The 22,452-nt window shown below is 33.5% G+C and carries 16 protein-coding genes; 3 read left to right on the forward strand and 13 right to left on the reverse strand.

Features of this window, described 5'->3' with window-relative positions; all coding sequences use genetic code 11:
• Nucleotides 1-151 precede the first annotated feature (151 nt).
• The 9 genes from PBV87_RS21390 to PBV87_RS21430 all read right to left on the reverse strand — a co-directional run bounded on the left by PBV87_RS21390 (nt 152) and on the right by PBV87_RS21430 (nt 12,470).
• The gene (locus PBV87_RS21390; RefSeq protein WP_271013684.1) at nt 152-1,735 is read right to left on the reverse strand and encodes a caspase family protein; all 1,584 of its coding nucleotides are present in this window, start codon (nt 1,733-1,735) and stop codon (nt 152-154) included.
• Nucleotides 1,736-1,747: 12 nt separating this feature from the next.
• On the reverse strand, nt 1,748-2,587 hold the full coding sequence (locus tag PBV87_RS21395; protein ID WP_271013685.1) for a hypothetical protein: 840 nt from the start codon (nt 2,585-2,587) through the stop codon (nt 1,748-1,750).
• Between the two features lie 264 nt (nt 2,588-2,851).
• Nucleotides 2,852-3,610 (reverse strand): hypothetical protein, encoded by a 759-nt coding sequence (locus PBV87_RS21400; protein WP_271013686.1) that lies wholly within the window; start codon nt 3,608-3,610, stop codon nt 2,852-2,854.
• Nucleotides 3,600-4,451 carry a hypothetical protein gene (locus PBV87_RS21405; RefSeq protein ID WP_271013687.1) on the reverse strand — a complete coding sequence of 284 codons (852 nt, stop codon included), beginning with the start codon at nt 4,449-4,451 and terminating at the stop codon, nt 3,600-3,602. Before PBV87_RS21405 ends, PBV87_RS21400 begins: the two co-directional genes overlap by 11 nt.
• Before the next feature lie 3 nt (nt 4,452-4,454).
• Nucleotides 4,455-6,365, reverse strand: a complete 1,911-nt coding sequence (locus tag PBV87_RS21410; RefSeq protein ID WP_271013688.1) for a hypothetical protein — start codon at nt 6,363-6,365, stop codon at nt 4,455-4,457.
• Between the two features lie 247 nt (nt 6,366-6,612).
• Entirely contained in the window at nt 6,613-7,020 is a 408-nt protein-coding gene (locus PBV87_RS21415; protein WP_271013689.1) for a hypothetical protein, read from the reverse strand.
• Nucleotides 7,021-7,038: 18 nt separating this feature from the next.
• Complete coding sequence (locus PBV87_RS21420) at nt 7,039-7,812, reverse strand: hypothetical protein (protein ID WP_271013690.1); 774 nt, start codon at nt 7,810-7,812, stop codon at nt 7,039-7,041.
• A gap of 18 nt (nt 7,813-7,830) precedes the next feature.
• Nucleotides 7,831-10,251 (reverse strand): S24 family peptidase, encoded by a 2,421-nt coding sequence (locus PBV87_RS22980; RefSeq protein ID WP_271013691.1) that lies wholly within the window; start codon nt 10,249-10,251, stop codon nt 7,831-7,833.
• 1,511 nt (nt 10,252-11,762) lie between these two features.
• The gene (locus PBV87_RS21430; protein WP_271013692.1) at nt 11,763-12,470 is read right to left on the reverse strand and encodes a hypothetical protein; all 708 of its coding nucleotides are present in this window, start codon (nt 12,468-12,470) and stop codon (nt 11,763-11,765) included.
• 177 nt (nt 12,471-12,647) lie between these two features.
• Between PBV87_RS21430 and PBV87_RS21435 the strand changes: the two genes are divergently transcribed.
• Nucleotides 12,648-14,060 (forward strand): MATE family efflux transporter, encoded by a 1,413-nt coding sequence (locus PBV87_RS21435; RefSeq protein ID WP_271013693.1) that lies wholly within the window; start codon nt 12,648-12,650, stop codon nt 14,058-14,060.
• A gap of 148 nt (nt 14,061-14,208) precedes the next feature.
• On the opposite strand, the gene PBV87_RS21440 is transcribed toward PBV87_RS21435, so the two are convergent.
• Nucleotides 14,209-15,969, reverse strand: a complete 1,761-nt coding sequence (locus PBV87_RS21440; RefSeq protein ID WP_271013694.1) for a methyl-accepting chemotaxis protein — start codon at nt 15,967-15,969, stop codon at nt 14,209-14,211.
• Nucleotides 15,970-16,476: 507 nt separating this feature from the next.
• Between PBV87_RS21440 and PBV87_RS21445 the strand changes: the two genes are divergently transcribed.
• Both PBV87_RS21445 and PBV87_RS21450 read left to right on the forward strand, forming a co-directional pair.
• The gene (locus PBV87_RS21445; protein ID WP_271013695.1) at nt 16,477-16,875 is read left to right on the forward strand and encodes a cyclic nucleotide-binding domain-containing protein; all 399 of its coding nucleotides are present in this window, start codon (nt 16,477-16,479) and stop codon (nt 16,873-16,875) included.
• Nucleotides 16,851-17,168, forward strand: a complete 318-nt coding sequence (locus tag PBV87_RS21450) for a helix-turn-helix domain-containing protein (RefSeq protein ID WP_271013696.1) — start codon at nt 16,851-16,853, stop codon at nt 17,166-17,168. Before PBV87_RS21445 ends, PBV87_RS21450 begins: the two co-directional genes overlap by 25 nt.
• 100 nt (nt 17,169-17,268) lie before the next feature.
• On the opposite strand, the gene PBV87_RS21455 is transcribed toward PBV87_RS21450, so the two are convergent.
• Genes PBV87_RS21455 through PBV87_RS21465 form a run of 3 tightly spaced genes read right to left on the reverse strand, consistent with a single transcriptional unit; the run spans nt 17,269 to nt 22,451 of the window.
• The gene (locus tag PBV87_RS21455) at nt 17,269-18,996 is read right to left on the reverse strand and encodes an ABC transporter ATP-binding protein (RefSeq protein ID WP_271013697.1); all 1,728 of its coding nucleotides are present in this window, start codon (nt 18,994-18,996) and stop codon (nt 17,269-17,271) included.
• Between the two features lie 14 nt (nt 18,997-19,010).
• Nucleotides 19,011-20,780: an ABC transporter ATP-binding protein gene (locus tag PBV87_RS21460; RefSeq protein ID WP_330680504.1), complete on the reverse strand. Its 1,770-nt coding sequence runs from the start codon at nt 20,778-20,780 to the stop codon at nt 19,011-19,013.
• Between the two features lie 39 nt (nt 20,781-20,819).
• Complete coding sequence (locus PBV87_RS21465; RefSeq protein WP_271013699.1) at nt 20,820-22,451, reverse strand: nickel ABC transporter substrate-binding protein; 1,632 nt, start codon at nt 22,449-22,451, stop codon at nt 20,820-20,822.
• Between the last annotated feature and the right edge of the window lies 1 nt (nt 22,452).

Genomic DNA, 22,452 nt, shown 5'->3' on the forward strand with positions numbered 1-22,452 from the left:
TATAAGCATCACCGATACCTATATCAAGAGCTTCAAAAAATACCTTTATCTAATTTGTCTGCTGCTTCTTTTTCAACCTTCTCTGTGACATGTGAGTAAATGTCCATCGTCGTCGAGATAAGTGCATGACCTAGTCGTTGCTGTGCCACTTTTAGCAAGGCTCAAGGCTATGCCTATCGCCTTGAGAGGACAAACCCCCTAGGGAAAGTTTACTTTCCCTTGCTATTCTTTTTTCCAGTTCCGCTAACCTTTTTAAATCATCTTGATAACGCTTTATTGTATTAGTCATTAACCAACTACGATTTTGACTCGTCCACTTATCTAAATTATTCTTATTATAAAACAACGTAAGGTCGTGAATAGTTCCCGCTATATTTACATGTGCTTGTGCCCATTCATTTAACTCATTAGGTGGGATTGGTAACTCACCTTGCTTAAAATACAAACGTGATATCTGCTTGTTAAATAACCCTATTTGTCGTATTAATTCTTCTTCTGACATAGTGCCATTAACATACTCTCTATATATACAAATACACTGCTCACCTAATCTTATCATCTCATCAGTATATTTTTTCGTTACCCTAATTAACTCATCTTTGGTCATCTTTTCTGTTTTCATTGACTTAATTAACTCGTATGACTCATGTTCGCTTATATAAACCTCATTTATAAAGCAGCTATGTTTTCTCTGCCTATACCAGTGTAACTTATCTTGCGAATCATCTACCCATGTAGTATGACAAATAAAATTACTGTTTACCATATCATCTTCGTCATATCCAAAATAACACCACACTATATTAGCTGGTTTTCCCCTATGATATGCTTCTGCTCGCTGATTCTGATGTACTTCATAATACAATATCTTACATTGGATTTCATCTGCAATTTCTGCAACTTGTTCTAGTGAACTCTGATATCTTAAAATCACTTTAACTGCTAATCTTTTAGCTTGTCCATGGTGAACTGGCTCTACTTCATATATAATATATTTATCCGTTTCCTCATAAACTTGTGCTACTTGATATGGCTTATAGTGTTCAACATCAAAAAATATAGTCCCTCCTACATTTGACCTAAATATAGGTCTTTGAATATTCCCTTTCCCTCTACGATTCCATGCATTTGCATATTGACATACCGCTTCTACAATTGCTTCTAATGTCTTCCGTCCTTCCCTAATCAACATCTTATTAGTTAATGCATCGCATAAAAAACTGGTATATAAACTCAATCTACGTTCAGTATTAAATCCCGATACCTCTTCTGCTCCACATGATGCTAACACTGCACACCCCACACCAAGAAACTTCTCTATACTATCTATAATACCTACTTGAGTATTAGTAATTTCAAATCCACCCGCATGGCAACAATCTAATAAAATAACCTTATTTTTTGCCTTAACATTCTCTATTAAATTGATAACTTCTTGTAATTCAATTAATACATCTGTTAGAGCTAATATATTTTCTCCTCCATGACCTGAAAAATAGAAAATTACTGTATCTTCTTCCGTACTATTCTCTATAATCTTATTTATTCCAGCTAAAAAATCTACTTTATTGACATTTCCTCTATCTCCACATAAATATATATCATTGAGCTTTACCTTAAGTCCCTTAATTAAAGCATTTTGCATAGCATATAAATCATTTTTACACAGTGGTAAATCACTACATCCTGTCACTTTATATTCCGAAACCGCCACTAATAGTGCCTTTATTGCCATTACTTTCCCTCCCTATTCCAAACGAATATCTTTTAACGTATAAATTTCTAACTGTTTCATCTGTGGTATATATTTCTTTGCCTTTTTATAAATATTTGCTTGAAAATTCTCTGTGATAACTGCATCCATATAAGGTATAATGCCGCCTATCCTTATATCCATCACATCATTGGGGGTTATTTTCTTCTTAGTAAGATAAACACGATTAAATTGAGCATATTCCATTATCCTTAATGTAGGCAGCTCCTTTATATCGATTTTTTGATTTCCTATTTTTATTTCCCAATTATGCATATCCTTAATGATAGTTTCATATTCTTGCCCTAAATAAAATTTCTCATCAACAATTGTAGGTGACATGCCCATCTTCTTTAATAACTTCTCTGTATGATTACGCTGTTTTTCCCATTCTTTTGCTACCTCAGCCAATTGCTTAACATCAAATTGAATGCTCTTAACCAATCCTACGTCTTCTTTCATTCCACTGAAAAATGTCTTACAATTATAGCGTTCATCATCAACTATAGGTGTAAATGCATGTGCTATTTGATTATCAATCGTTAATTTCTTTCCTAAACAATATTGCTGGTACTCTTGGTGAATGACTATCTTTATAGGAAAAAACATAAGACATGGAACTGTACTAAAGAACTCAATAAACTTTTCAAAAATATCGGCATAAGGCATAAGTTCTATTACATTGTAGATAAAAAAACAAGGTGCATAGTTTCCTTGATTACAAAAGAATTTTTCAAAAAAACCTTTCCCAGACAATTTAGTATTTGTTATTATTTCTCGTATTGCATTTGTATCTAATAATATCAACTTGTATTCACGTTCTCCTAAAACCATTAATCCCATCTCCTTCATCTTAATTTGTTAGACCGACGTTCACGTCGACCTCGCGACGTCGTAGCGACGACGGTTAATAGCAATTACCTAGCATTACTTAAAAATGCTCATTATTTTCTTATAACAAACAAAAACTCGCAAGACATTGATAGTCAATAACTTACGAGTGTCATGTAATTGTACCTGATAGAATTTGAACCTACGACGCACGGTTTAGGAAACCGTACGTCATTTATATTTTCTTCTACACTTCAATTACTTCTTTTAACTTCCAATCTCACTTACATCATAATAATACCCCAAATACTCAAAGAACAACTTCTCCAGCTCTTCTTTTTCCATCATAGGTGACATGACAATCGGATAACTTTTATTAAACTCAAAAACAACTCTTCTGCCATAGCGTTCATCTTTGCCTAAATCTGGTCTATCTTTGATCTTTGCCTTTAGAATTTTTGAAAGTCCTTCATGATCATTGATAATATCTAATACATTTAGCAAGAAACGATCATTTCTAAAAATTTCATACTTAATGATGTAATTATACAAATCTAAGTTCTCAGCAATAAGTCTATAGTACTTTCTTCTCACTTCAATATCTTGTACATAATCATTGACATACTGTGCACCTAACACACATTTATACACATAACTCTCCCAATCGAACTTCTTAAGTACAATGTTCTTAAACTCTTTAATACTTTCTGTTACACTAGGGTACTGATCTAATATATATGCTCTATGCTCTGTACAAAAAAGTGTATACCAGAACACACCATTCATATGTACATCTCTATCTGTTTCTAAGTAATATTTAGAAATTGTTTCAAAGGCTTCTTGGAATCGCCTATTTCTCTCTGCCTCATTACTTATATTGAGATAGATAGGAAATGCAGGTGCCTGGTCGATATACACATATTCATCTGTAAAGTATTCTTCTTTATCTTTGATTTGGTCATTTAAGAAGTCTTGATAAAATGTCTCACTTCCTATACAACTTTTATCTAATAATCTAATTTTCATTTTGATACAGCCCCTTTATTGCATTTGCATGTTTATCCAAAATTTTATCTGAAATTAAGCAAATGACTTCATCCATATTTTCCACATTTAATTCTTGCACCATTTTCTTTTTCATCAGGGTATAAAGTTTAAAGTCCAACCCATCCTCTGGATGATCTAGTTGCTCAAGATCTACGGACTCTCCATCTTCACTATGAGTAACAATAAAACGATAAAGTGCTTTTTGAAGTCCCATATAGATGTAATGATTATTAAGGGTATTACTCATTGGAAAATCACTGAATTGAAGTTCTTCTTTTTTGTATTGAATCACTATGGTCTCACTTCCTAACTCAATCTTAATATCTGATTTAATATTAGGATTTACTCTCTTTTCAAAGAGTTCAAGTGGTTTATTGTTACTGCCTTCAAAAATCACACAGTTAGAAAAACCTAGAATTGAATGTTTTGGTACAACAATCTCATCTTTGAGTGCATCATAAAATGGGCTTAAATCTTCATTTTTTACAAAGCTAATTTCTTCTTTAGCTTGAATCAGAAGTTGAATATTCGTACGTTTACTTAAAGAAATACGTGACTTAGATATCTCTATGTAGCGTTCACCTAATTTTAAATTAAAGAACTTATTGTCTTTAGACTGAATAACTAAAACAAGCTGTGCATGCTTCGATTGCAATAATTCTAGGATAAACTTTGAATCCATCTCATAATTAATCTCAAAACGATAGTTTTCACTATTTTCTTCAAGGCTAACATCTAAAACAAAGTTACATCCTTGATAACTGCTTGATGTATTGGTCAGTAATGGATAAGGGAAGTTGGCATCTTTTTTATAAATCATCTTCTACACCTCCACATAGTACACAAATTTTAGAGCTTTGTTATACTGTGGTGTGAGCTCTAACTTAATCTGTGCAATACCCTTTTTAATTACAATATCTTTTATGACATTATCTTCTATCTTCAATGCCTTTCCTGTTGTAAGGTCTAATCCCCCGCTATAGCTTCTATCCATATTAAACTCATTGGCATACTCTGTCCCCATACCGTCTACAACCGCTAATGCAATATCACATACTTTTGCTTTTCCCACTTCTTCACTACCTGAGAAGTCAAAACGTACCACTTCTTTATCTCCTAAAATAGCACGTTCTACAATATCTGGATGAGCATTAAATTTAATTTTTTCTCTTTCGTCTTCATAAGTATCTTCTGTTTTAGGTTTTCTTACCTTCTTCAAGCCTCCATTTGGTCTAGATGTTGGCTTAGCATCTGGATCATGAGGTGATTTAGGTTTTCTAGGAATATCTGTTGTAACTTTTACAACGGTTTTATCTTTATTTCCTTGATTCAGCTTAACAGTTGCTGTTATTTCGGCAAGGTCTTGTTTAAACTGATTTTCAACCACATACAAAATATCGGAAGTATTCATCACACCGTCCGTTGGATTATTCTTTTTAATTGCTTCTTCAATGACTTTTGCAATCGCCTTAGACATATTATTAATAAATCTTTTGGCGTTTCTTTGCAGCTTCTGGTCTTTGATATGTTCCCATGAGAGCTCTGTATGTGATTCATTCTCTAAAGACTTTAAGAAAGCATCTTCTTTAATAGAGTTTGGGATCAAAATGGCATTGAATGGTTTATTGACGTTTCCTGTAATTTTTTTGTCCTCTATCTTCATACCTATTGTACGGATAATGGCCATACGTCCCTTTGGAATGGTTTCATCATATGTAAAATATAATTTAAAGTTATATTCTTCTCGGACATCTGAAATCGTTACAGGTATAGGTTCTTGATTAAAATAAGTTTTAAAATAAAGGGGTGTAAAGTTGGCTATATTTTTATCTAATGTTTGTTCATAATAATCTTCATGAGTGATGTAGTTTTTGATAGTCTTACTATTTAGAACTTCATCATTTAAAATAACTTCCAACTTACTTTGCAAAATCGCAATAAAAAAGCTATCACATACACTTTTTAAAATTTCTTTATCGTCATTAAATTGTTCTCTTAAAAATGGAATAATAATTTTTAACCCTCTTGTATCTTTTCTAAAGACTTCATGGAAATTGTTTTCAAAAGGATAGAATTTGGACGTCTGTGCGCCCACTTGTCTCGCATCAGTAAAGTATCCTGTTGAACGATAAAAATGCTCCTTATATTTATGTTCGATTAGCTGAACGGTCCCACCTAAATGCTGATTGCCCTCTGCATCACAGTTGGCAAAGTACATCATATATAATTCAGAGGCTGCATTAGAAGCAATTTTCCCAATACCATGAGATCCCCCTCTAGATTTCTCCAGATTTTCATCTGCTTCTATCGTATGTACCCCTTTGTTATAGGCATAGATACTCCAAGTATCTTCTGATGAATCACTTTGTCCATTCAACGCCCCTCTAAGTCCTTTAGTATGAGAATCCTCAAATGATATGTAATGAATGGGCTCATCATTCATCTTACTTCGCATATGTGCAATGGTTTCTTTCGTATAACCATTACGACCTTCAAGACATAAAATGCGCTCTTTGATTTCCTCTAAGCCTGGTACATCCTGCTTATTGATTGTTCCAGTTTTAATAGTAACTAAAACTGGTCTAGTATCTCCCGGCAATTTACCATCTAAGGAATTTTGTATATTTTCTCTAACAAGCCCTGATATACCAAAATTGTAAAATCTCTCTAGGACTTTGTTAAAGGATGATTCTTCTATACAAGGGATAGAAGAAAATTTCCAATAATTATTCATAATCTACTCCTTTTTATTTCTAATATATAATATATAATCTTTATCCCTATCTATATGTGAATATGAGGGAATATATTTTTAACGGGCTCTCCATAATATATAATTTAGTATTTACCATATATTATGTTATCTAGATTAGTGTATCATATTATATATATAGATTTTATAATTTAAGCATAAACAGACATTTTTCTACACGAATGGAAATCATAAAGAAAAGACAGCTTCACAACGCGCTGTCTTTTCTTTATCCATTTTTCTTTAGTTTTAACACACCTTTACCATTCTCGCATACTTCTGCCCATACCAATATATTTACAATAGGTGAAACTCTTCTAAAAACTGAATCTCCTATGCTCTTTCCATAGACCTCTTTTGCAATGTATCCTTCTAAGGAATCAACAGACAACATTCCATCTCCTAATTTATATCCCATTGCATTTCCTTTTTGCACGCAACCATTATTATCTTTTAATAATTCTATAGCCTTTTCAAAAACTTTCCACTCTAATAAGGGGTAATTTCTTAAGTTATCTACTAGTATCCCCTCCTCTACTAATTGTATATTAAAGCGTTTATTTTTCTTCAACATTTTTATTTGTGCTTTTCCTTCTTGTATCATAAGTTTTTCTTTTAATATTTTGGTAACTTCCATATTCCCCTCACATAAATTTTAAATATTTTCTTTTAAATCCTCATAAGCAAACAATGGTATATCATATAAATCTCCAAAATGATCATAGATAATTTCTGAAGCTCTTAATATACTTTTTATAGAGTTAATTGTTGGTAAGTAAATCCCTAGCTCTTTGCATGTTACCTTTACACGTTCATCAGGCACACAACAATATTTACCTGGAATATGCTGAAATACATTTTGACACCTTAATTCTCTCAAAATTAGTGGTATCTTTATACGCATTTTATTCTGTCCTGCTCCTAATCCTGAAACACTACTTATATATTGTATAAAAGTATCATATTCCTTATTTTTCTCTGCTTGATAAAGCTGTGCTTTAATATGCTCCCACTCTTTTGCTAATACCACCATACTTGTATAGTAGTCTTGTCTAAAACTAATTTTTTTCCTCGGTATAACACCGGTACATTGGCTAATAATTTCACTTGCAGCCTTTTTTCTCTTTTGTTTCTCTTCTTCTACAAATGCTTCATCTAGCCATAACTCTACCTTATCTTTATTGCTAGCTTTAAGATATACAGTAAAATATGCAGCATTTTCCCAAGGCCCTGTTTTTGACCATGCAGATGCTAAAACAAAAAGTAAGAATAGATCCTCTTCTTCTTCCAAATTTAATCTAATACTTTCTTTCCCACAAACTGATATATGAAAATCCGCTGTCCATCCTTTATAAGCATTCAATCCATTTAAGTTAATATAAGGAATCTTATTTTGATTATCAATAACCGCTTTAATTAATTTTTCCATTATGTCTTTCCCTACCTCTTATACTTTCTTAATCACACCTACCAATTTCCCCATTACCTTAAAATCACCTTCCGAGATTTGTATCGGTTCATACTCTGGATTCTCACTCATAAGCAATATACTATCCCCCATCGGCACCACTCTCTTTAGGGTTGTTGCACCGTTATAATACACTGCGCCTATATCATTTGTACTAACTACTTGTTCCCCATCTATAACAACCATATCTCCACTTTCTATACCTGCACCAAGCATGCTATCCCCTCGCACATTAAGGATGTAGAGCCCTGGTCTTTCTTTTGTCCATTCTTTTGGTAGTCTAAAGTTGCCTTTGATTTCATCTACAATCTCTATAGGCATGCCTGCTGCAATATCTGAATAAATCTTGATGTTTTGTAATGTATCTTCTGAGAATGTGCCTTCTTCTGTTATAATCTCTGCTACATTAATATCTCTTTCAAATGGATAGTTTCTGTAACTTCCTTTATCTACATAAATATATCTTTCCATAGTTGTTGGTAATAAGGTAATATCGCATACAGGGATATCCTTAATTTCATTAAATTGTTGGTCTAAAAATAGAATTTCTTTCCCATTAGTCGCTATACCGTATGTGACATTGGATACGTTCATATAGGATTTGAGCTGAGCAACTGCTTCTTCTATAGCTACATTACGTTGTTTCACTTCTACAAATAAATGGGGCATCTGATTGTTACTATTGATAACAGCTATGTCCACTAAACCTACTTGTGAGAAGCTTCTAACAGGATACTCTACTTGTAACAATTCCTTTGGATAACCATAGTTATTGATTAGCTCTGCTAGCACCCATTGTCTAATACTTTCTTCTTGTTCATGCTTATTTTTAATCTTCTCTATAAATAAGTATTGCTCATAAGGCAGTTGATAAAAGGCATTCATACGGCTTCCATTTTGCATGGTCAAAAACTTTTTATCTATATCTTTAATAAACTTGGAAGCCTCCCCATATGAACATAAATATAGACTTTCTTGTGCTCTTGTCATCCCTACATAAAGCAATTTGCGATCCATTTTCTCTTCTTCTTTGGCTTCTTCCTCCGTTAATCCACTTTGAGTATATGGAATAATATTTTTATTAAGCTCTATTAAAATTACAATTTTAAACTCTAATCCTTTTACAGAGTGCATGGTTAGAAGTTTGATTTCTTCTTTTCCAAAATCTACTTCTTTGTTGTTTTTAAATAAGAGTGATGGCATATGTGCCTCGTCTAATACTTCTTGCAAAAGTTCTAATGCCTTATTCGTGCGACTCACAATAGCAATATCTTTTAAATTATAACTTTTCTTTAAGGCATTGATTAAACGAATGACATAGTTTGTTTGCTCTTTGCTTGATTCAAAATGTCTATAAACAGGGTATTCTCCATGTCTTTCTATAAGAGTTGGCTTTACAAAATTCTCATCTTCTACAATTTCTAGTTCTTTTGATAACAAGCTATATGCACATTGAGAAATCTCTGTTGTTGTACGATAATTTTTATTAAGTTTATAACCTTTTCCTGTCATATCATAGCCAATACTTTTAAAGGTGCGTCCTTTTGTCAGCCATGCATGAGGATAGATACTTTGAGCAACATCCATTAAAAACAAAATGGAGCTTTCTTCTTGCTCTGCCTTTAACGCACTAATAAGCTCTAGCTGAACCTTTGTTAAGTCTTGGGCTTCATCAATGATAATATGCTGATACCTTTCTTCCGCACCATGCTTCACAATGTATTTGAGTGCCATAATATTCGCTGTTAATCCATCCACTTGATTATTTTCAAAAAGCCTTCTATCTATTTCTTTTAGCAAGCTATAGATTGCCTCTCTGTTGGTAGATTGCTTATAAAGTTTGCTAGGTCCTTCTTCTTCACTCCCTAGAGAACGTCCTATTCTATCTGCATTTTGATAAGCTTCTAGCGTTGTATAACCACATCCTTTAATCCATGCAATTTCATCTTTCAAAAATTTAAAATGCTGGTTATTCAAAAACTTACAATTTGGATAGGCTTCCTTTACTGTAGCAATTGCTTCTTGTACCAAACTATTTGGTATTTGCCAAGCTATTGTTGCATTCTTTTGACTCAGTACATTGTACTTACTAAAATATTTTAAAGCTAATGCATCGATTGTTTTTACCTCTACATTTGGATCCTTACTTTCTTCTGTATCAAAAAGACTTATATTAACAGCTGTTTCCATCTTTTTATAAAGATACTCAATATATTTACTCAATGAACGGTTATATGTAATAAACAAAATTTTATCTGATTCATAACAATAATTTTCAAGTAAATAAGTAATTCTTCTAACCCCTACAGTTGTTTTGCCTGATCCTGCAATGCCTCTAATAAGTGCATGTCCCATTGCTCCATTTTCGGCTAGCTTAAGCTGTTCTCTATTTAAGTGCACCCCTGATCTCCCCTTTTTAGACTAGTATTTAATATAATCATAATTATACCAAATATTTCGTCATTTATATATAAAACTATTTACTAAAAAGCACGTATTTTGCTTCTCTGAAATTTCTCTCTTATCTATTACTTGTAACCATTTCTACAATTTTTCACATTCACTCTTATTAACCTTCCACAAACTTAACTTTTCTTTCATTTTCTCCGACGGATTTCCCTCTCTAATTTGTATATATATAGCGTAAGGCTTAAACATCACAGGTAACTTTGGTGGCCACCGACTTGTGCCTTAGCCTTTACTTCTAAGAAAAGCTTAGACAAACTTTAGGATCTCTCCCTCTTGCCTATTGTTCATCTTCTTTTCTTAGTAACCTTATCTATCGTGTCTGTGGCAAGGCTCTAGATAAGGTGTAACACCCATAGCTTCAAACTTTGTAACACTTCCTTTGTTCAATTACATATTTAGGCCTCTATACCTTAACTATGAGTCTTAAAGCAATCTCACTCTGCTATAACCTGTACGTGTATATTACAGTGATATGTATATCAGATACCTCTATCACCTAAGTTTACGCGTAAGTCTTATAGAGATAAGGAGCTGCTCATCCACTTATAGAATTATTCTAGATTCCTATCTATATCTTAGAACGCCTTGTGTTACAGAACTTATAGGAGCACTTTTGCCACACAGACAACAAGCTCACCTTGATCTACCTTATTTTAAGAGGGAGGGTAGACTCTAGGTGAGCTTGTTGTGTTGTTATAAAATTCATCTTGACATTTGTCCTATCATTCTTATTTTTCTCTGTATGAACCTACCTATTTCATCTCCTATTTGCACAATTTTTACTTACTTTAACTGCTCATTTCCTATATTTCTTGCACAAATATATTTTCATTCCTTATTTTTTTGAGGAAAATGGTGCTCTATTCTGTATATATATAAGTGAAAGGCAAAACAAACCAAGTAACAAATAGGTGGCCACCTACTTGCTGTTTCCCTTTCACTAAGAAAAGTTGGACAAGCTTTAGGGTTCCCTCCCTCTTACCTTTAGCACTTCCCTTTTCTTAATCAACTAAATCTACTTCATGGTGGTGGCAAGCCAGGTAGATTTGGGGCAATACCGCTTTGCATTGGCTTCGTGGTATCTTGTGTTACTTCCATTTAATCTTTGTAATTTCTTATGTATTTATTTCTAGCCACCTCCTGCATACTACAGGTTAATAGCAATCTAACGTGTTATGTATATAAAGATACCTCTGTCACTAAGGAAACCTTATTCACCTTATACCTATCAGGATTACACTAGAAGTTCATACCTATATCAGTTACAAGCTTTAAGTTGAAGTAGATAAGTGCTGTGGACCTTGGAGTGCCTTGCCACTATGCAACAAGCCTACTTAAGTGCATCTCATGTTCAAGAGGGAGAGATGCCTTAGGTAGGCTTGTTGTGTTCTATATTCACAATTAATGCACGGATTTCTATCACAAAACTATTTAGCTTGATGCTAGGCTGCCTTTTGCTCTTCTTCTATACTCAACGCTTTATAACTTGTTTTAATTTCTTTAATCAATAGCTTTCTTTCTATTTTATTGAGTATTCCTTTTTTGTGCGCTAAGCTTGCAAGAAGGTTAATCATCAACCAATATCTAATCACACTTGGTGTCACTTCTAACTTATTGATAAACCACTGATACGTCCATAGGCATTCTAAGTATTCATTGCCTAAATGCTCCTCTAAGCATTCAAAAGATGTTTGTCTAAATATAATGTTTTCATCCTCCTCATAGAATGCTATCCCCCAATGATTTGTACCTACAGCTGGAATATCAAAGTATCTAAGGCATTGGCCTACCCCAATTTGTTGTTTGATTAGTGTATAAAGCCCCATTATCGCCATACCTACGCCACCTAATGCCATGAGACTTGTAGGAATGAGCATCAATGATTCCATCATTTCTAGTCTATTGTAGACTTCTTGAGTTGAGAGGGCTGCTACTATCATTCGCTCTCTTAGCGACATTATAGGCCCTATTCCCTCATAGATCCACTGGTAGATGACTTGTCTATATAAAATAGCACACATCAACCCACCTAGCCCTTGTAATAGCATCTCTAACTGCATCAAGAACAACTTCTTCCTTGGTTCTTCTTCTATTGCTTCAAATAACATATCTGTTAGATAGTGTACATTTTCTTCATAAATATGTTGCATGCGTACTCCCCTTTATTTACTTTTTGTCTTACCCATTAGCTGTTTCTATTTCGACATAAATATCCATTTTATTTATACAACTCTATTATTTTATATTTTCAGTCTATTAGTCAATACTTATGTTATAATAAATTTAATCTATAATACAAATTATAAAAAATTGAAAGAGAGGAAAATATGAAAAGTTTATTGCAAAAGCTTAAAGAACCAACAGATATGACCGTTGGTGATCCTTTAAAGCAAATTATTATCTTTATGATTCCTATGCTTATTGGGAACATCGCCCAACAACTTTATAATACGGTAGACAGTATTATTGTCGGGAAGTTTGTAGGGGATAATGCCCTTGCTGCTGTTGGGAGTGCAGGGCCTATTATCAACTTACTATTAGTCTTATTTATCGGTATTTCCGTAGGGGCTGGGATCATGGTATCTCAGTACTTTGGTTCTAAAGACCGTGAAAATCTATCTGGCGCTATTGAATGTTGTATTTTGCTTACTGCCATTGTATCTGTAGGACTGATGATTATTACGCCATTTGTTATACGACCAATGCTTAATTTACTGAATACACCCGAAAGCATTATTGATTGGTGCTATAGTTACCTACTCATCTTATTCATGGGTATAAGCGGCATGGCCTATTATAATATTTTAGGTGGAATCTTAAGGGGACTGGGGGATTCTATCTCTCCTTTAATCTATTTATTAGTGTCAACCATCTTAAATATTTTATTAGATTTACTCTTTGTCGCTGTATTTGATATGGGTGTAGCTGGTGTTGCCCTTGCGACCATCATTGCTCAAATTGTGTCAGCTATACTGTCTTTCATCAAGTTATCCAAAATGCACGATGTCTTTGACTTTAGCTTACGTCACTTAAAGTGGAACAAAACACATGTTGCAACCACTATTCGATTAGGACTTCCCTCAGGTTTAACACAGATGATCCTTTCATTTGCTATGATTATTGTTCAGTCGCTTACAAATAGTTATGGAGAAGCCTTTATTGCAGCCAATGTTATCGTTATGAGAGTGGATGGTTTTGCTATGATGCCTAACTTCTCCTTTGGTACAGCCATGACAACTTTTGCTGGTCAAAATGTAGGTGCTAAACAATATGACCGTGTTAAAAAAGGTGCTAAAGAAGGAACACTCTTTGCCCTTGCTACTGCAATCATTATTACTGTACTTATTCTCATCTTTGGTAGAAATCTTATGTCCATCTTTACCGATACACCAGAACTTGTGGATTTAAGTATGCGTATGATGACCATTCTTGCTGTAGGCTATGTTGCTATGGCCGTGACTCAATGCTTATCAGGTATTATGAGAGGTGCCGGAGATACTATGACACCAATGTGGATTTCTCTGATTACTACTGTTATCATCCGAGTACCTGTAGCTTATTCACTGGCTTTCTTTACAAGAACGCCAGAACTTCCAAACGGTAGATGTGAAAGCGTATTTATTTCCTTACTCCTCTCATGGATTATTGGTGCACTACTCACTATTTTCTTCTACAAGAGAGGTAAATGGCAAAATAAGGCTATTGAAACCCACGCCAAAAAAGACGATTTATCTGCATAGATAGACCGTCTTTTTTGTATTTATAGTTTCTTCTTAATTTATTGTATTGGCTCTTCTGTAAGTTTTATACTAAGAAGGTTCATTACTAGCCCTACCTGCATTAACTCCTCTAAAATCTCTTTTGAAATATCTTTGTAATTTCTCATCTTTATACTGTAAATTTAGCTGACTTTTGACTTAACATCTTTGCACTATTATCTAAGTCTTTTATCATATTATCTACTTCTAATATATTTTTATTTACCTCTATTATTGAAGATGCTATTTCTTCTGTAGCTGCTGATATCTCTTGTGTTAAACCTAATACTGAACTCATCGCTTTATTTACCAAATCCTTTTTGTTATAGGTTTCTTCTATTTTATCAACATTATTCTTTATATGATTTGGAATCTCTTCCATAAATCTTACAACTTCTTTTACTATATTTTGTGTTTCATTTATGGTATTTCTTTGAAGCTCTGAAGATTGTTTGGTTTTTATAACGCTTTCTCCTGAATACTTAATCGCCTCTATAAGCTCATTTATATATTCATTTATTTGAGCTGTAGCTTCTTCTGTTTGTGATGATAAATTTTTTATTCCCTGAGCTACAACTACAAATCCCCTACCAGCTTCTCCGGCTCTTGATGCTTCAATAGATGCATTTAATGCCAACAAATTAATTTGCTTGGATATATTTTCTATAGTATTTATTATCTTTACTATTGTATTTGATTTTTCTGTTAATAAATTCATATTATTAACCGTTTCTTCTGCTAAATTAAAATTTTCTGAGCTTTTTTCTTCTAAATCTTTTAGTATATTTAGCACATCAAAGTTCAGTTTTCCTGCATTAATAGCTTCATTTTGTAGATGTAAACTTGTATCTTTGATAGAGACAATATTGTTAGTTAAATCTGCTACTACACCAACACTTATTTCCATATCTCGTGTTGTATTCCCTGCTGCACAAGCAATTTCTTCTATAGCTTCTGTTATATGATTAGATACTTCCAAAGTACTTTCACTAGCTTCATTTACGTATTCAACCTTCTCATTTATTTTATCTAATATACTTTTAAAACTTATTATCATGGATCTTATTTCATATAAGGTAGTATTTAATATATTAGCCATATACCCTAATTCGTCCTTTGAATCAACATCTATCTTGGAACTTAAATCTCCATCACCTATCTTTTTTATTAATTCAATTAATTTATTTAATGGTTCAACTTTCTTTGATATTATAAATCTTATTAAAAGTATACTTAACAATAATACAACTATAGTTACTATTAATATTTTAAGAAATGTGGGAATTAAGTTTCCATAAAAATCTCTATAATAGCAACCTACATTTAAATACCATTCCCAAGGTTCATAATACGCTACTACATTTACCTTATCCATTGCTTTCTTGTCTTCAGGATTTTTCCAAGAAAATGTTATTATTCCGTCATTTTTAGGATTTTTTCCTTCATCAATAATAAGTTTAGTAATATTTCTCCCTTTATTGTCAACTACATCTGAGATGTTCTCTCCTTCCTTAAAAGGATGCATCTTTTCATTTCCATTACTATCTATAGCATACATATATGCTTGAACATTAAGTTCTAACTTTTTATTTAACCCTTGAGTCTTACCATCACTGCCTCTTTCATTTAACATTTTAGTTTTAAATATTTCCTGGGCTTCTTCTCTTGTTATTTTAGAATTTTCAACTTGTGTCTCTAACATGTCCATCATGGCAACACCCATATTAATTCTATTTTTTAAAGCTTCTTCTCCTAGTTTAGTTAATATTTCTTTTGCACCTATAAACGAAACAAAAGTAACCCCTATAATTGAAATAAAAAATAAGATAAATATCCCAAGGTACGACTTAAATAGTCTTTTCTTTATTTTATTATTAGATCTTTTGACCATATTACTGCTCCTTTATCACTTTTTTAGTTTAATTCCTTTATAATGAAATATTTTATTCTATTACTTTTTCCTATTTTATCGCCATAATTAATACCAATAAACTGGTTTTCTGAACTACTTATGATAATACACTCAACAATTTTAATAACTTTTTGCTTTATATTTTAATCTACTTTTTATCTTTAATCTCTTTCTACTTTCTATTTTTATTGTCAAAAGTAAGTATCCTATGTACGCCTCTAAAAAATGTAGATTCCCTCTCTAATATCAATAAAAGTAAAAAATATCTATACTTAAATATATATTTTTAAAAATAAACTTTTCTATTTTCTTTCATAAATTCTCTCCTTCATTTATTAATTTTTTAATTTTATACTCTTACTAAAATATCCTCTATATTCTATACATAATTATCAATAAAAAAAATGATATCTATCATGTTTTTTACCACTTAATTATTATGTTATAATAATTAATATTAACTTTCCAATAAGAATGAGGTGATCTATGAATTTAATAGAATTAAGACATAACTTAGTAAAAGAGTTTAAACCTTTTATTGAAAGCACAATCACATTAAAAAGAAAAACACCTATATGGGAACAGGAAGATCAACGGAATAAATTAATCATTGTTTTAAATGGAACAATAAAAGTATCCCATATGCTACCAAATTATAATGAACTTCTACTCGGCATTTACAACTCTGAGATCATTATATTTCCAGCAATTTTAAATATGGAGAATAACTTTTCATCTTTATTCAGAATAAGTACTTTAACAGAGTGTACATTAGGTACTATATCTGCGCCTACTTTTAAGTCTATAATTGAAAACGATTTTATACTTCTTAGAAATTTGTATTTATATCATGATTATCTATGCCAAAAAGTTTTTTACAGATGAGAGATATTGGTATTCATGATAAAAAACATGCTTTGCTTTCTATATTAATACGCCTATATAATACTTATGGATTAAAAACACAAGAGGGTTTTAAAATAAATATAAAACTTTCTAATATAATTTTATCTGAATACCTAGGGACCTCACCAGAAACTATAAGTAGGTTATTAACCAAATTAAAACATGATAATCTGATAACATTTAATCATGGCTTTTTAATTCTTAAAGATTTAGAGCACATAAAAAATACTTTAGGGTGTTCTAAATGTAATGAAAACTTATGTGTACTTTAGTTTTTTCTGTATGACCTTTTGAGATATCTATATTAATTATTCTATTGTAGAATAAAAAAGCGGTGGTATTGATTATTTCAAAACCACCGCACAAGACTATTTAAACTAGTTTCCACCCACTTGCTTCTTTTATCATACTAATAAACTCTGCATAAAGTCCTTTTTGTTGAAGTAATGTTTCATGAGTACCTTGTTGCATAATGCTCCCCTCGTTCAACACGATAATTTGATCTGCTTGGCGAACCGTTTTTAAGCGGTGAGCTATCATAACAATTGTTTTATTATGCATAAGTGCATTTATAGCTACCTGAAGTTCAGCTTCATTTTCTGGATCCACACTTGCCGTTGCTTCATCTAGAATAATAATAGGAGCATTTTTTAGCATAGCACGTGCAATAGAGATACGTTGTTTTTCTCCACCAGAAAGCGTTCCGCCTCCTTCACCTAAAATGGTATTATATCCTTGCGGCAATGCAGAAATAAAATCATGGCAACGTGCTGCCTGAGCTACATCTACTACTTGTTCATGTGTAGCTTCTGGACGGCCAAATTTAATATTATTTTCAATTGTATCTTGAAATAAATAGACATTTTGAAAAACCATAGAAATATTATTCATCAAGCTATCCAGTTTATAATCTTTTACATTATATCCTCCAACAAAAATAGCCCCGCCTTGTACATCCCAAAATCTTGCAATTAAATTGCATAGCGTAGTCTTTCCACTCCCTGAAGGACCTACAATAGCAGTTGTAGTTCCAGCAGGAATAGTTAAATTCACATGATCAAGAATCATCTGACTCCCATAAGCAAAGCTAACATCTTTAAAAGAAATGGAGGAATCTATAGGGATCAGTTCCTCTCTATCTATATCCATAGTTGGTGTATTATCAATAGCATTGGCTTGCTCCATAGATGCACCCAAGAGTTGCAGATTGTTTGACATATTCCCAGCACTTTCTAAGTCCTGATAGATCATAAAAGATGCTATAAGAAGTAATAGGCAACGAGAAAGAGGTAATGTTCCCGCAGAATAAAGAAATAGTATTCTTAAAACAATACTTATACTAAAAATCCGAATAATAAGCTGTCGAATTGCCATCCATGGAACTAAACTATATTCCAACGAAAGGGCTTTTTTGCTGCTATCATCTACTGCTCTGCTTACAGTTTGACCATTATCCTTTTCTAATCCATATGACTTAACCACACTCATTCCTTGAATATACTCTAAAACTGCCTCTACTAAGTTTTCCTGAGCATGCTGACGTGCATAAGCCGTTTTATAAGCTGCTCTTTGAGATAATTCTGTAGCTAAAAGATAGGCAAAAATCCCAATAACGGAAAGTAGAGAAATTCTCCATTCTACAAATACTAACATAAGGCATAATGCTAATGTATTTAAAAATCCTCCCAAAACCAAAACGAGGCAACGAGCTGCCGTATTTTCAACATCAGCCAGTGTTGTGGTAACCACTGCCGTAATATTCCCTAGACTATTATCATTAAAATATCCCATAGGAATATAACGAAGCCGATTACCAATATGGATACGTTTTTCTGCTACCATACAGTATCCTGTTTCCGTCTCTAAGTTGATAGAATGGTACGAGCAAAATGCATGACCTGCGATAGATATAAGCATAATCAATAGAATAAGCCAAATTGAATCCACTTTTCCTAACAGAATGCAATCTAGTGTAAGTACTATGGCAACGACTTGCAAAGCTGAAAACAGAGCGCCTAAAAAAGCGATGATTATTGCTTTTATCAATAACTTTTTACGGCTTCCTGCAAATGAAAATATCTTCTTCAATACTCCAAACATCGACTTTCCTCCTTTCACCGACTATCCTGTGTTCCCAAATGAGCTTTCCACATTTGAGCATAAAGTGGACAATTTTCTATCAACTCTTCTTGTTTTCCCTGATCCACAATTTTTCCTCGCTCAATCACAACAATATTATCTGCATCCACAATCGTAGATAACCGATGAGCAATCACAATAAGTGTTTTCCCTTTTGTCAGGGCGGAAATAGCTCGTTGAATCACAGCTTCATTTTCAGGATCAATACTCGCTGTTGCCTCATCTAAAATTACAATAGGGGCATTTTTCAACATGGCCCTCGCAATAGAAATTCTTTGTTTTTCACCACCAGATAAATGACCTCCACCACCTCCACAGACAGTATCATATCCTTGCGACAAAACTTGAATAAAACTATCGCAACCTGTTACCTTTGCAACAAATTCCACTTCCTCATCCGTAGCATCTAGTCGCCCCATTCGAATATTTTCTCTTACCGTACGATCAAAGAGGTAGTTATCTTGTGATACATAAGCAATCTGTTGATTTAACTGATCTAGAGGAATTTTTTTTAAGTCCACTCCTCCTAGTGTAATTTTCCCACCTGTTATATCCCAAAAACCCGCTATCAACTTAGCTATTGTCGATTTCCCAGAACCTGAAGGTCCTACAAGGGCTGTAACTGTGCCCGGTGTTATTCTCAAATTAATATCATGTAGCACCTCTTCATCCTTACTATTATAAAAGAAAGTTACATGTTCTAGAATAATCTCTTGATTTTGAAAGGAAACTGGCTGATCTGGTCGAATTAGTTCTGGAGCATCCATGATACTAGAAATTTCTCTAACATTTATACCTATAACTGCCAAATCATCTACAAAAGACATGGCGGATACAACAGGACCCGTCAGTCCTAAAGATAGTACTACGATGGTCAGAAAGTCAACAGATAAAAGGCTTCCATTTGACCAAAGAATAAGTCCGATTGGGAGGACGACCACTAACACAGAGGGGATAATTGATTGCCACATACACATATACTTCTGACTATCTCTCATCCAATCTACATAGTAATTAGCATTATCCTCTACAGCATCTGCATATCTTTTATAGGATCCTGCTGATTGACTAAATGCCTTAACCACTTGAATTCCTCCGATATATTCCACAATAGCATTTGCCATACTATGACCTATTTTCACCGCACCTTCCCATCGTATAGCATAGGTTTTGGTACTCTTAGATATAATGGCAAGCCCTATGACAGTAGTCACAAATGAAGCTATACCCATGCGCCAGTCTAATACAAAAATATAGATTGCAACAATGATAGGCACTAATAAGTTAGATGTCATTTCAGGAATCAGATGCGCTAAAGTAGGCTCCATTCCCTCCACTCGGTCAATAATAGTAGTTTTGTATTGTCCTGAGGGCGTATCTAATATGGTTCCCATTGGAACCCGTGATAATTTTCTCAAAAGTGCTTTTCGTATATCTCGTAATGTATGGAATGTTGCAGTATGTGAAACAGCCGTAGAAAGAGTAGAAAAAATTATTTTTCCAATATATCCTGCAAAGGCTAAAGTACACCATGTCAAGCAATATTGTATGCCTTCACCATTTAATAACAACCGAATTATAGATCCAATGCAAAAGTAAGGTACCATACCACAGGCAACTCCTAATATCGCAAAAATTACCGCACTCAGAAAACCACTGTGATATGCTTCGGCCCACCTCCACAATATAGCAAAAGAAGATAAAGTCTTTTTCCCCTTCATAATTGCCACCTCCTTAGAAAACATCTATCTATATAACAGAACAAAATCCGGTTCTTACATCCCTTATTCTATAGGTCGAATCTTACGCACATCAAAAAACGTTGGAGTACTGGTAAAATCATAGCCATCAATTTTCTCTGAATTATAGACAATCATATCTTTTGCAAACAGAATAGGTAAATCCAAAACATTGTCATTATCAAAATTAAGTAGTTGATTGAATATCCCTTGAATTTGTATAGGATCATCATTCACCTGAAACGCATTAATTAACGCTATAAATTCATCACTATCTTCAATATTCTTCAGACTTGGAACATGAGGGGAACGAGATAGCATTGGGATAAAGTAATTGTGAGGAGCCGTATAGGGCTGTTCCGTATTCCACATAATCAGGTCATAGTTACCTGCCACACCTTCTTGCCACCAGGTCATCATCTCTTGTCCTTCTGTCTGCACACCAATACCAATAATTGCTAGTTGACTTTTTATTGCGGTTGCCAGCGGTTTGTTCAGCGCATCTGCGGAATGATATGTATATTTCAGTATTAAAGGCTGCCCATCTTTTTCACGTATACCAGTAGATTCATTCATAATCCATCCTTCTTGCTCTAAAAGCGCGTTGGCTTTATCTAAATTGTATGTACGCACAACATTCAACTCAACATCTGTATAAGGAACGTCATCTGGGAACAAGTGATCCGCTGGAGTTTCTTTGCCATAAGTCAAACCGTTAGATAACGTCTTTTTATCAATCCCATAAGCAACAGCTGATCTCATATTCACATTGGAGAGTACTCCAGAAGCGTTAACAACCAGATTGCGAGCTTTGGAGTCACTTTTAGCTACTGCTCCTTCAATATTAGATAGAGTGATTGCCTGATCATAATCATCCCAAGATAGTAGTGCGCTTCCATATATCAAGTCAATTTCTCCATTCTGTAGAGCCTGTAGACGAGCAGAAGCTTCAGGAATATATTTAACAATTACTTCATCATAGTATGGCTGTTCACCCCAGTAATTTTCATTACGTATAAAACGAACATATTCTCCATCCACAATCTCATCATAAATATATGGACCAGTACCTACAACGTCTTTCATCAACTGATAATTTCCTTCCTCTAGAACTTTTGGAGAAACAAGGACCATTGTTTCAGGGTAGCAAAAATCCATTAAATACGCAAAATAGGCATTAGGATAATGGAATGTAAGGGTATATTCATCTACGATTTCAACACTTTCCAAATTAGCGACAGCAGAAATATTACTGAAATTAGGGTTAGAATGTGCAAACTCAAAATCTGCTTTTACAGCTTCTCCATTAAAGGGCGTGCCATCATGGAAGGTAACTCCTTCCTTCAGATGAAAGGTCAATGCCTTCCCTTCATTAGAGAATTCCCAGCTTTCTGCTAATCCTGGAACAACCTTGCCATCTTCATAATTAACAAGACCTTCATAGCAAAGTTTAGTACCTATATTATTTTGAACATCCATGTTCAATGGATAGAGCGTATTTAATTCAGCTCCTACTGCAGTAGTCAATATTTTAGGTTCAGTAATTGTAGCCTCCGATTTCTTAGAAGCAGATGTAGTATTTGTACTTGACTCCCCATTACCATTGCTGCAACCAGCAAAAGTGCCACAAAGTAATGCCCCACACAGAGCAAGAGAGATTAACTTTCTTTTTTTCATA

Source organism: Holtiella tumoricola (genome assembly GCF_027857615.1).
Taxonomy (GTDB): domain Bacteria; phylum Bacillota; class Clostridia; order Lachnospirales; family Cellulosilyticaceae; genus Holtiella; species Holtiella tumoricola.

Excerpts from the sequence above, each read along its gene's own strand:
- PBV87_RS21445 (WP_271013695.1), top strand. The coding sequence starts at position 16,477 with ATGAATTTAATAGAATTAAGACATAACTTAGTAAAAGAGTTTAAACCT.
- PBV87_RS21440 (WP_271013694.1), bottom strand. The coding sequence starts at position 15,969 with ATGGTCAAAAGATCTAATAATAAAATAAAGAAAAGACTATTTAAGTCG.
- PBV87_RS21455 (WP_271013697.1), bottom strand. The coding sequence starts at position 18,996 with ATGTTTGGAGTATTGAAGAAGATATTTTCATTTGCAGGAAGCCGTAAA.
- PBV87_RS21410 (WP_271013688.1), bottom strand. The coding sequence starts at position 6,365 with ATGAATAATTATTGGAAATTTTCTTCTATCCCTTGTATAGAAGAATCA.
- PBV87_RS21450 (WP_271013696.1), top strand. The coding sequence starts at position 16,851 with ATGCCAAAAAGTTTTTTACAGATGAGAGATATTGGTATTCATGATAAA.
- PBV87_RS21435 (WP_271013693.1), top strand. The coding sequence starts at position 12,648 with ATGAAAAGTTTATTGCAAAAGCTTAAAGAACCAACAGATATGACCGTT.
- PBV87_RS21390 (WP_271013684.1), bottom strand. The coding sequence starts at position 1,735 with ATGGCAATAAAGGCACTATTAGTGGCGGTTTCGGAATATAAAGTGACA.
- PBV87_RS21400 (WP_271013686.1), bottom strand. The coding sequence starts at position 3,610 with ATGAAAATTAGATTATTAGATAAAAGTTGTATAGGAAGTGAGACATTT.
- PBV87_RS21415 (WP_271013689.1), bottom strand. The coding sequence starts at position 7,020 with ATGGAAGTTACCAAAATATTAAAAGAAAAACTTATGATACAAGAAGGA.
- PBV87_RS21405 (WP_271013687.1), bottom strand. The coding sequence starts at position 4,451 with ATGATTTATAAAAAAGATGCCAACTTCCCTTATCCATTACTGACCAAT.
- PBV87_RS21395 (WP_271013685.1), bottom strand. The coding sequence starts at position 2,587 with ATGGTTTTAGGAGAACGTGAATACAAGTTGATATTATTAGATACAAAT.
- PBV87_RS21420 (WP_271013690.1), bottom strand. The coding sequence starts at position 7,812 with ATGGAAAAATTAATTAAAGCGGTTATTGATAATCAAAATAAGATTCCT.
- PBV87_RS21430 (WP_271013692.1), bottom strand. The coding sequence starts at position 12,470 with ATGCAACATATTTATGAAGAAAATGTACACTATCTAACAGATATGTTA.
- PBV87_RS21465 (WP_271013699.1), bottom strand. The coding sequence starts at position 22,451 with ATGAAAAAAAGAAAGTTAATCTCTCTTGCTCTGTGTGGGGCATTACTT.
- PBV87_RS21460 (WP_330680504.1), bottom strand. The coding sequence starts at position 20,780 with ATGTTTTCTAAGGAGGTGGCAATTATGAAGGGGAAAAAGACTTTATCT.